We start from the raw sequence: 223 nt of genomic DNA, 5'->3' as shown, positions 1-223 counted from the left end.
AAAGATCAGAATCTACCGATGCACAAATGGATCGTATAAAAATTAGTTTAGAAAAAGAGTTTAGTCAAAAGCTGAATGAAATAGCTTTAGCTAATAATGTTACGATAAATATGGTGATGGAAGCAGCTTGGGGGATAGTTTTACAAACGTATAATCATACGGATGATGTAGTCTTTGGGAAGGTTGTATCAGGAAGAGATGCGAAAATAAAAGGAATTGAAGA

At 33.6% G+C, this 223-nt stretch carries 1 protein-coding gene; it reads left to right on the top strand.

What is annotated here, in order from left to right:
* Nucleotides 1-223: condensation domain-containing protein (locus MR167_RS32585; RefSeq protein ID WP_242316323.1), on the top strand; the 223-nt coding region annotated here is incomplete at both ends.

It is taken from the genome of Bacillus cereus group sp. BfR-BA-01355 (assembly GCF_022663675.1).
GTDB classification, from domain to species: domain Bacteria; phylum Bacillota; class Bacilli; order Bacillales; family Bacillaceae_G; genus Bacillus_A; species Bacillus_A thuringiensis_S.
This window is presented reverse-complemented; position numbering and strand designations above follow the sequence as displayed.